At 72.7% G+C, this 10,023-nt stretch carries 8 protein-coding genes; all 8 read right to left on the reverse strand.

The features are described from left to right. Nucleotides 1-44 precede the first annotated feature (44 nt). Nucleotides 45-1,223 (reverse strand): adenylyltransferase/sulfurtransferase MoeZ, encoded by a 1,179-nt coding sequence (gene moeZ, locus ACFTZL_RS33975; RefSeq protein WP_184590710.1) that lies wholly within the window; start codon nucleotides 1,221-1,223, stop codon nucleotides 45-47. 63 nt (nucleotides 1,224-1,286) lie between these two features. Further along, entirely contained in the window at nucleotides 1,287-2,042 is a 756-nt protein-coding gene (locus tag ACFTZL_RS33980; protein WP_382590844.1) for a spherulation-specific family 4 protein, read from the reverse strand. Further along, a complete protein-coding gene (locus tag ACFTZL_RS33985) occupies nucleotides 2,030-2,989 on the reverse strand; it encodes an NAD(P)-dependent oxidoreductase (RefSeq protein WP_184590714.1) in 960 nt (319 codons plus the stop codon). The genes ACFTZL_RS33980 and ACFTZL_RS33985 overlap by 13 nt, the downstream gene beginning before the upstream one ends. A gap of 279 nt (nucleotides 2,990-3,268) precedes the next feature. Then, nucleotides 3,269-4,558 carry a hypothetical protein gene (locus tag ACFTZL_RS33990; RefSeq protein WP_382590848.1) on the reverse strand — a complete coding sequence of 430 codons (1,290 nt, stop codon included), beginning with the start codon at nucleotides 4,556-4,558 and terminating at the stop codon, nucleotides 3,269-3,271. Beyond that, the gene (locus tag ACFTZL_RS33995) at nucleotides 4,555-6,243 is read right to left on the reverse strand and encodes a DUF3492 domain-containing protein (RefSeq protein WP_382590851.1); all 1,689 of its coding nucleotides are present in this window, start codon (nucleotides 6,241-6,243) and stop codon (nucleotides 4,555-4,557) included. Before ACFTZL_RS33995 ends, ACFTZL_RS33990 begins: the two co-directional genes overlap by 4 nt. Nucleotides 6,244-6,432: 189 nt before the next feature. Then, nucleotides 6,433-8,025, reverse strand: coding sequence for a dipeptide ABC transporter ATP-binding protein (locus tag ACFTZL_RS34000; RefSeq protein WP_382590854.1), 1,593 nt, complete (start codon nucleotides 8,023-8,025; stop codon nucleotides 6,433-6,435). Continuing rightward, complete coding sequence (locus ACFTZL_RS34005; protein WP_382590856.1) at nucleotides 8,022-9,020, reverse strand: ABC transporter permease; 999 nt, start codon at nucleotides 9,018-9,020, stop codon at nucleotides 8,022-8,024. The genes ACFTZL_RS34000 and ACFTZL_RS34005 overlap by 4 nt, the downstream gene beginning before the upstream one ends. Further along, nucleotides 9,017-10,015, reverse strand: coding sequence for an ABC transporter permease (locus ACFTZL_RS34010; protein WP_382590859.1), 999 nt, complete (start codon nucleotides 10,013-10,015; stop codon nucleotides 9,017-9,019). Before ACFTZL_RS34010 ends, ACFTZL_RS34005 begins: the two co-directional genes overlap by 4 nt. Nucleotides 10,016-10,023 lie beyond the last annotated feature (8 nt).

Below are 10,023 nucleotides of genomic sequence, written 5' to 3' on the forward strand. Positions count from 1 at the left end.
GTGCCCGAAGCCCCCGCCGCTCGGAAAGGGAGGCCGGATACGGCTCAGTACACCGGCTTGTCCGGCTCGATCTGGTTGACCCAGCCGATCACGCCGCCGCCGACGTGGACCGCGTCCGAGAAGCCCGCGGACTTCAGGACCGCGAGGACTTCCGCACTGCGGACACCCGTCTTGCAGTGCAGGACGATCTTCTTGTCCTGCGGGAGGCTCTCCAGGGCGGTGCCCATGAGGAACTCGTTCTTCGGGATCAGCCGGGCGCCCGGGATGGAGACGATCTCGTACTCGTTCGGCTCGCGGACGTCGATGATGTCGATGCCCTCGCCGTCGTCGATCCACTCCTTGAGCTGCTTGGGAGTGATCGTGGAGTCGGCGGCCGCCGCCTGGGCCTCCTCGGAGACGACGCCGCAGAAGGCCTCGTAGTCGATGAGCTCGGTGACGGTCGGGTTCTCGCCGCAGACCGCGCAGTCCGGGTCCTTGCGGACCTTGACCTGGCGGTACTGCATCTCCAGGGCGTCGTAGATCATCAGCCGGCCGACCAGCGGGTCGCCGATGCCGGCGAGCAGCTTGATGGCCTCGTTGACCTGGATGGAGCCGATGGACGCGCACAGCACGCCCAGGACGCCGCCCTCGGCGCAGGAGGGGACCATGCCGGGGGGCGGGGGCTCCGGGTAGAGGCAGCGGTAGCAGGGGCCGTGCTCGGACCAGAAGACGGAGGCCTGGCCGTCGAAGCGGTAGATCGAGCCCCAGACGTACGGCTTGTTCAGCAGCACGCAGGCGTCGTTGACCAGGTAGCGGGTCGCGAAGTTGTCCGTGCCGTCGACGATCAGGTCGTACTGGCTGAAGATGTCCATCACGTTGTCGGCCTCGAGCCGCTCCTCGTGAAGGATCACGTTCACGTACGGGTTGATGCCGAGGACGGAGTCACGGGCGGACTCGGCCTTGGGGCGGCCGATGTCGGCCTGGCTGTGGATGATCTGGCGCTGCAGATTCGACTCGTCGACCTCGTCGAACTCCACGATGCCGAGGGTGCCGACGCCCGCGGCGGCCAGGTACATCAGCGCCGGCGAGCCCAGGCCGCCGGCGCCCACACACAGCACCTTGGCGTTCTTCAGCCGCTTCTGCCCGTCCATCCCGACGTCGGGGATGATCAGGTGGCGGGAGTACCTGCGGACCTCGTCTACGGTGAGCTCGGAAGCCGGCTCGACCAGGGGTGGCAGCGACACGGGGACTCCGTTGGTCGGTCAATCACTACGGTTGTTCTCCCCGTAACAGTGCCATGTGCTTTTTCATTCCGAGACACCCGTTCCGACACGCGAGACGATTTCGTCCCAGTAGCCGGGCATGGCCTCCCAGGGATCGGTGGGTCCGCCGCAGTCCGTGCGGTCCGTGCGGTCGGTGAAGTAGATCGTCGCGGCGCCCTGCCAGCGCGCGATGCGCAGCGCCTCCCCCAGATGAGGGCGGGGCACTCCGTGGACGAAATGGCAGAAGCGCTCGGGCGAGTGGTCGGTGGTCCACTCGGCCACCTGCGACCAGCGGTAGTCGCTCCACGGACCGGAGAAGGTGACCAGTTGGTCGGCGAGTTCGACGTACCCCGGGTGCGGGTGGATGCCGTGGCCGAGGACGATGTGGGCCTCGTCACGGATCACGCGGAGCGTGGCGACCGTGCGGCGCACCTCGGGCAGCCCGACGTGATCCGCCGGGCAGCGCTCCAGGAGGAAGCCGTCGACCTGGTACCAGTCGACGAACCGGTGGGCGTCCGAGATCAGCTCTCCGAAGTTCCGGGTGCCGTACCGGGTGTCGAGGTGGCCGAGGACCCGGACGCCCGCGTTGCGCAGACGGCCTGCCGCCTCCAGGCAGTGCGGGTCGGGGCGTGCGCCGGGGCCGTCGGCCACGTTGAGGACGACCCAGTGCAGCGGGGTGCCGGGGCGGGTGAGTTCGCCCCACTCGGTAGGAGCGAGGAGGGGGTGGGCATAGCCGGGGACACCGACACCGGGGCGGAGTTCCGTGCCGGAGCTGCGTCGTGTGCTCGTCAGATGCGGCATGCCGCCTCCATCCAGATGTCCGCGAGGGACTCCTCGAGGCCGATCCGGGGGCGCCAGCCGAGCCGGTCGCGTGCGGTGCGCACGTCGGCCTGCTGCCAGCTGCCGCAGCCGTCCGGGTACGGGTACGCGACCTGGGGGGCGTGGTCCGGTTCCGGGCGGGGGTGGCCGATGGCCGGGCGCAGGGCGCCGGGAGGGCCGTCGAGTTCGTGGAGGGCGCCGCCGTATCCGGCCACGCGGGCGAGGACCGCGGCGGCGTCGCGCAGGCGCACGGCACGGCCGGAGCCGATGTTGATGACGCCCTGCGCGGCGGAGAGCGAGGCGGCGTGGACGGCACGGGCCACGTCGCGGACGTCGACGAAGTCGCGCTGCGCGCCCAGGCCGCCGAGTTTCAGCTCGCCGTCGCCGGACTGCATGGCGCGGCGCATGGCCTCGGCGAGACGCCCGAGCGGGGAGCCGGCGGGGGTGCCGGGTCCGGCCGGTGAGAAGACACGCAGGACGACGGCGTCCAAGCCGGAGCCGAGGACCAGTTCGGTGGCGGCGAGCTTGCTGACGCCGTACGGGCCGCCGGGCCGGGGGACGGCGTCCTCGGCCGTGGAGGAGCCGGGTTGGCTGGGGCCGTACTCCGCGCTGCACCCGATCTGCACCAGCCGGGCGCCGCAGCCGCTGCGGCGCAGGGCCTCGCAGACGGTGGCGACGGCGACGGTGTTGTGGCGGGTGAGTTCGCGGGCACCGCCCCTGGTGGCGCCCGCGCAGTTGACGACGACGCCCGGGTGGACCGCGTCGAGGAAGCGGGTGAGGGCGCCCGGGCTGCCGGAGGCGAGGTCGAAGCGGACGTCGGCGTCGTCGCCGCGACCGAGGGCGGTGAGCTGCACGGCCGGGTCGGCGAGCAGACGGTCGGCGACGAAGCGCCCGATGTAGCCGTTGGCTCCGATCAGCAGGACTCTCATCGCACGGCTCCCGGGGCGGCTGGGACTCCTGGGTGGGTGGTCATCGGGGTTCTCCTTGGTACGGGGCGGGCGGGATGGGGCGGGGCGGGTGCCTCCGGCGGTGGGCCGGTGTCTGTGGCTACGGGGTGACGGCTCTTCGGGGAGCGGCTCTAGGGGGCGGCTCTTGGGGTGCGGCGCTTGGGGGTGACGGCTTTTTCGGGAGTCACTCGCCGAAGGCTTCGAGGGCCCGGATCGCCGGTTGCTTGAGGCGGGTTCGGGCGGTCCTGGCTCCCGCGGCGGTCACCGTGAGGGGGAGGGCGGTGCGTGGGCCGAGGCCCTGGTCAGCTTGCGCGTCGCGTGGACGAGGAGGGCCAGGGCCGCCGCTCCACAGGCGAGGGTGGGGACACTGCCGGCGCCCCAGAGGGTGACGAGGGTCTCCACGGGGGTGCCCAGGAAGCCGAGGCCGGGGAGGCGGGCGATGAAGACCGTGGCGAGGACGGCTGCCTGGACCGTGGCCGTCGCGGTGAGGGCCACGGCGGGGGCGTAGGCGAACCCGTGGGTGGCGAGGAGGCGGGCGATGAAGAGGAGTGCCCCCAGGGCGAGGGCCTCCGCGTAGCCCGCGGGCTCGTCGAGGACTGCCGCGCAGAGGGCGAGCAGGGCCGCCAGGGCGCCCAGGAAGAGGACGAAGGTGCCGAGTACGAGCGGTCGTACGGCGGCGGCGAAGTCCTCGAGGCCGCGGCTTGACGCGAGCCTGCGGCGGCCACGCACGGTGAAGAGGTGGGCGATCCAGGCCGCGGGAGCGCACGCCAGGGCGAGGGCCAGAACGGGGGCGACCGTGAGAGGCCAGGGGCCGCCGGCCGCACCGGTGGGCAGACCGTCGGGGCCGCCGGTGACGGCACTGTCGAGCAGGCCGTTGCCCAGGAGGGAGTAGGCGATGAGCCAGGAGACCCAGAGGGTGCTGCCGCCGGGGGCGCTGTGGTCGGCCCTGCTCAAGGGGCCTCGGCGGAGGGCCGCGCGGAGGGCCAGGCCCACGGCGAGGATGCCTGCTGCCGCGGCGAACAGGCGCGAGCGGCCGTGGGTGAGGTGCGCGGCGGTCACGGCGGCGGCGCACAGCGCGCCCGGCAGGAGCGTCAGGAGGACCCAGTCCGCACGCGCCCGGGGGGTCGCGGGCGCCGGGGACGCGGGTACGTCCCCCTCTCGGGTGACTCGTGCGTACATCTCCTCGGCGAGGGAGAAGACGTCCCGGTGGCGGAAGCGGGCCGCGGTCCGCTCGGTGATGCCGTGCGCTTCCAGTCCCGCCGCGATCTCGAGCGGGTCCACCGCGCGTTCGCAGAGTTCCCGGTGACGGTGCATCAGCGCCTTCACCGGGTCGGCACCGCGGCGCGGGGAGGGCGGCTTGCGGTCGGCGGCCGGCTCCTGTTTCACGGACGGCTCACGGTCGGCGGCCGGTTCCGGGGCCGGTTCCGGGGCCGATGAGGCCATGGTCGGGGAGGCCGTGGTCGCGGGGCCGAGTGCCTGCTCCGAGGGGGCATTCGATGCTCCCGGGCCGGCCGGTGTTCCAGGACGGTCCAGTTCGCCCAAGTCGTTCATCGCGCTCTCTCCGGGGCGGGGACGGGAGTGGTGGTTCGTGCGGGACTGTCTCCGGCCCAGCGGGGGCCGCTGCGGGCGGCTGGGCCGGGTGTCGGGGCGGCCCAGCGGACCGGGACACGGGCCTCGGCGGGCACCGCGAAGGGCAACGGCTCCCCCGCCGCGTCGAGGACGACACGGCGGACGGGAGCGCGCGAGACGATCTCCAGGTAAATGCTGTGAAATGCCTCGATGTTCTGCTCGACCGTGAACAGTTCGAGGGCACGGGCCCGGGCGGCGGCGCCCAGGCGCTCACGGCGCTCCGGGTCGCGCAGCAGCGCGACGCACGCCTCGGCGAGCGCTCGCGGATTGCGCGGGGGCACGACCAGCCCCGTGCCGCCGATGACCTCCACGACCGCGCCGACGTCCGTCGACACCGTCGCGCGCCCGCAGAGCATGGCCTCGACAAGGCCGATCGGGAAGCCCTCGACCACGCTGGACAGGACGGTCACGGCACCCGAGGCGTCGGCGAGGGCCGGGAGTTCCGGCCCGCCGACCTCCTCGAACGACACCGGGTTGTGGCCGGCGGCGTGCGGTCCCTCGGCCTCGTCGGGGAAGAGATGGTCAGCCAGTGCCCTGCAGTGGGCGAGATAGGCCGCGCCCTCGGCACCGGCGGGGGCTCCGACGATCCGCAGTCGCGTCTTCGGCTCCTGCTTGCGGATCTCGGCGAAGGCGTGCAGCAGCGAGACCAGGTCCTTGGCGGGCTCGACGCGGCCGACCCAGACGAGCGCGTCCGGGTCGGCGCACTCCGCGGACTCGCCCACCTCCGCGAAGGGCCGGGCGTCCATGCCGGGGTAGACCGTGCGGAGCTTCTCGCGGTCGGCACCGCAGCGCTCCTGCCAGCGGCGGGCATGCGTGTTGCCTGCGGTGACGACCTCGGCCTGTCCGTAGGCCTCGGCGGCGAGCCTGCCGTGGAAGGCAGCCAGCAGGGACCGTACGGCGGGCGGGGCGTCGGGGGCGGTGAGGTAGTGCGTCCGCAGGCGCACGCCGTACTCGGTCACCAGCAGGGGCACGCCGGTGAAGTGGCGGGCCAGCAGGCCGGGCAGGGCGGCCGGGCCGCCGGACGCGGCGTGACAGAGGTCGACCGCACCCAGTCCGTCGTCCTCGTACCAGTCGAGGGAGAGGGGGCGCAGCGCACGTTCGAGGTACGCGGCCACGGCGAGCAGATCCGGGACGCGAGCCTCACGCGCGGCGCGGTGGGCGCCCGGCGCACGACAGGCGCGTTCCAGCGCGCGCACGGCGGCCTCGGAGCGGAGAGCTCCGGCAAGGCCGCCCTCCTCGCGGGCGAGTTCGGCGAGGCCGTACAGAGCGTTGGCGAAACGGTCCGCCTCGGGGGTCGACGTCCCGCCCTCGGACGACGCACCGCACAGCACAGCGGCCAGTTCGCCGAAGCACTCGGTGAACCGCCGGCGTGCGCGGCGACCGAGGACCACTCCGTCGTCCTCGGCCATCCACAGCGATGCGGTACGCACCCTGCGGACGTTCGGCGAGAGCGGGGTCCAGCCCTCGTCCTCCTGGTGTTCACTGCGGCTGAGCGCGTAGACGTCGAACTCGTGCTGTGCGAGCCCGCGCACCAGCCGGTCGCACCAGAGCCTGGCGTCACCGCTCACATACGGATAGCCACCCTCCGTAAGCAGTCCGATGCGCACGTGTGCACCCCCGATCTCCCGTATGAGGAGCCGCCGTTGTCCGGCGGCTCGCAGCGGGACGAACGTATGCGGTCAAGGCGGTGGTACGACGGACGGTTGTCCGTCGCACCACCAAAAGGGGTGAACGGTCGTAACTTTCCCGTGCGGGTCGCGTTCCGTCGCGCTAGGAGATCAAGCGGACACGGATCGTCATGCCGCGGCCAACTCCCGTCGCTCCGCGCGACGTCGCGCGGCGGCCTCCGGGTCGAGCGCCGGCACGGCGGCCAGTAGCTGCCTGGTGTACGGCTCTTGGGGCGACCCGTACACCGCGGCGACGGGCCCTTCCTCGACGATCCCGCCCTCCCGCATCACCGCGACCCGGTCGCTGACCTGGCGTACGACGGCCAGGTCGTGCGCGATGAAGACCAGCGCGAGCCCGAGTTCGCGTTGCAACTCCCCCAGCAGGTCGACCACATGCGCCTGGGTGGTGACGTCGAGGGCCGAGACCGGCTCGTCGCAGACGATGACGCGCGGGTCGGCCGCGAGCGCCCGCGCGATCCCGATGCGCTGGCGCTGACCGCCGCTGAATTCGTGCGGGTAGCGGTCATGGTGCGCCGCTTCGAGCCCCACGCGCTCCAGCAGTTCCGCCACGCGCTCCCGGATGCGCCCCTCTTCGGACTCGCCCCGGGCGCGGAGCGGATCGGCGATGGACTCGCCCACGCTGCGGCGGGGGTTGAGGGAGGAGACGGGGTCCTGGAAGACCATCTGCACGGCCGGGTTCACCCCGGTGTGTGCGCGGCCCTCGAACCGCAGCGATCCGGCCGTCGGCTCCAGCAGCCCGACGAGCATGCGCCCCAGGGTCGTCTTCCCACTGCCGCTCTCGCCCACGATGCCGAGCGTCTCACCGCGCCGCAGGGTCAGCGACACATCGTCCACGGCCGTGAACGCCCGCTTCCCGCGCCCGAACACGCGCCTCAGGCCGGTCGCTTCCAGCACGACCTCCTCGGGCGCCGACGAGACCTTCCGGGGCGCGTCCAGGCGTGGCACCGCGGCCAGCAGTTCCCGGGTGTACGGCTGGGCCGGCGCGCCCAGCACATCCGACACCGGGCCGTGCTCGACGGCCCGCCCGTGCCGCATCACCAGCACCTCGTCGACGCTCTCGGCGGCGACGCCCACGTCGTGGGTGACGAGCAGCAGGCCCATGCCGGTCTCCTCGCGCAGCGCGTGCAGCAGGTCGAGGACCTGGGCCTGGACGGTGACGTCGAGGGCGGTCGTCGGCTCGTCGGCGATCAGCAGACGGGGTTCGCACGCGAGCGCCATGGCGATCAGGGCGCGCTGGCGCATACCGCCGCTGAACTCGTGCGGCCGCGAACGGGACCGTCGGGCCGCGTCCGGAATGCCCACCCGGTCCAGGACGTCGACGGCACGCGCGCGTGCCGCCCGCCGGGACACCCGCGCGTGCGCGCGGTACACCTCGGCGATCTGGTCACCGATCGCGTAGTACGGGTCGAGGGAGGACAGCGGATCCTGGAACACCATCGCGGCCTGCCCGCCGCGCAGCCGCCGCAGCTCCTCGTCGGAGGCCCGCTGTACGTCGGTGCCGGCCACCTCGACCGAGCCCCCGACTCGCGCTCCCGTACCGCGGTGCAGGCCGAGCAGGGCGGACGCCACGGTCGACTTGCCGGAGCCGGACTCACCGACCAGGGCCAGGGCGGCGCCCTGTTCCAGACGGAAGGAGAGTCCGTCGACGGCACGCAACTCGCCGAAGTCCACACTCAGGTCGGTCACGTCGACCAGGCTCATGTCAGCACCACCCGTCGGTCGGCCACCGCGTACAGCACGTCGGCGACGGCGTTGGCGAGGACCACGAAGAAACCGATGACCAGGACCATGCCGACCACGACCGGCAGGTCGACGACGTTGACGGCATGGACGAGTTCCTGCCCGATGCCGGGCAGGCCGAACAGCGTCTCGGTGAGCACCGCGCCGCCGATCGCCGACCCGACATTGTTGGCGTTCAGCGCGATGACCGGCGCGAACGCCCCGCGCAGCGCGTGCCGTCCGACGATCGACCGTTCGCCGACGCCGTACGCGCGGAAGGTGCGGATGTGGTCCTCGGCCAGCGTCTCCAGCATCGACGCCCGGGTCAGCCGGGCGAACGCGGCGGCCTCGATGAGGGCCAGTGACAGCCAGGGGAGCACCAGGTTCCACGCCCACTGTTCGGGGTCGTCGGTGAGGGCGACGTACTGCGGGAAGGGCAGCAACCGCAGCTCCCCGCAGACGACGATCATCAGGACCAGCCCGATGACGAAGACCGGGGTGGCCGTGCCGGCGAGGGTGATGCCGGTCAGCACCCGCTCGGAGAACCGGCCGCGCCGCCAGGCGGAGAGCACGCCGGTGCCGACGCCGAGGATCAGCCAGATCACCATCGCGCCGGCCACCAGGGACAGACTGACCGGGAGCTTTGCCCAGATCAGCTGCGTGACCTGCTGGTCGCTCTGGTACGACAGGCCGAGGCAGGGCGCGGAGCAGTGCTGCACGGACGTACCCGTCGAGTAGTCCTGGCCGGCGACGAGCCCTTGCAGGAAGTGCCAGTACCGAACGAACAGCGGGTCGTCCAGGTTCAGCTGCCGGGCGACCTGGTCCACCTGTTCCGGTGAGCAGCGCGGGCCGCAGGTGATCTGGGCGACGTTGCCGGGGGTGACGTAGAAGACGACGTAGACGATCACCGAGATGGCGAGCAGCGTGACCGCGGCGCCGACGGCCCGGCGCAGGACGAAGCCGGTGAGACCGCTCATGCCGCACCTCCCCCGGCCGCCTCGGAGTCACGCTCGCGCCCCTCGGCCGCCCTCGACTCCCGCTTCCGCCCCGTCCCGACGCGCAGCCGTGAGGCCGCGCGCGGGTCGAGCGCGGTGCGCACACCGTCGCCGAGGACGGTCAGGGCCAGCACGGTCACGAACAGCGCGCCCGCGGGCAGCAGCAGGTACTGGGGGGCCGCCTGGTACCAGACGTCGGCGGCGGTGAGCATCTGCCCCCAGGAGGGCGTCGGCGGCTTCACGCCGACGCCGAGGAACGACAGCGCGGCCTCGACGGTGATGTTCGACGGGACGAGCAGCGCGGCGTACGTGATGACGGGCGCGGCGATCGCAGGCAGCAGCTCGCGGCGGGCGATGCTCCAGGTGCCCCAGCCGCTGAGCCGGGCGGCGGCGACGTGGTCGAGTTCCTTGAGGGTGAGCGTCTGCGCGCGCACGATCCGAGCGATGTTGCCCCAGCCGATCAGGCCGACGACGAGCGCGACCAGCACGGGCCGCGGGAAGCTCGACGGCACGATCGCGAGCAGCGCCAACGACATGATCATGAGCGGCATCGCGACGATGATGTCCGTGAACCGGCTCAACAGTTGATCAACCCATCGCTTCCCGAGTGCGGCCGCGACACCCATGGTGATCCCGATGGCGACCTGCACGACGGTCGCCGCCAGCGCCACGCCCAGCGACACGCGCGCGCCGTACGTCAGCCGGGCGAACAGGTCGCGTCCGGTCTGCGGTTCGACGCCGAGCCAGTGGTCACCGCTCATGCCGCCGAGCGGCCCGATGGGTACGCCCCCGCGCGCGGAGTCCACCAGGGAGGGGTGGTAGGTGGTCGGGTCCTGGCCCTCCAGTGCCGTGAGCAGGGGCGCGCCGAGCGCGATCAGGACGAGCAGCGCGACGACGACCGCCGCGACGAGGGCGGCGCGCTGCGTGCGCAGCCGCCGCCAGAACTGACGGGCCCCCGAGGCTCCCGGAGCGGACACTCCGGGAG

This window comes from Streptomyces sp. NPDC056948 (assembly GCF_042674225.1).
In the GTDB taxonomy this organism is placed as follows: Bacteria; Actinomycetota; Actinomycetes; order Streptomycetales; family Streptomycetaceae; genus Streptomyces; species Streptomyces purpurascens.

Coding starts and splice junctions, on each gene's coding strand:
- ACFTZL_RS33980 (WP_382590844.1), bottom strand. CDS start 2,042: ATGCCGCATCTGACGAGCACACGACGCAGCTCCGGCACGGAACTCCGC.
- ACFTZL_RS34005 (WP_382590856.1), bottom strand. CDS start 9,020: ATGAGCGGTCTCACCGGCTTCGTCCTGCGCCGGGCCGTCGGCGCCGCG.
- ACFTZL_RS34000 (WP_382590854.1), bottom strand. CDS start 8,025: ATGAGCCTGGTCGACGTGACCGACCTGAGTGTGGACTTCGGCGAGTTG.
- ACFTZL_RS33985 (WP_184590714.1), bottom strand. CDS start 2,989: ATGAGAGTCCTGCTGATCGGAGCCAACGGCTACATCGGGCGCTTCGTC.
- ACFTZL_RS33990 (WP_382590848.1), bottom strand. CDS start 4,558: ATGAACGACTTGGGCGAACTGGACCGTCCTGGAACACCGGCCGGCCCG.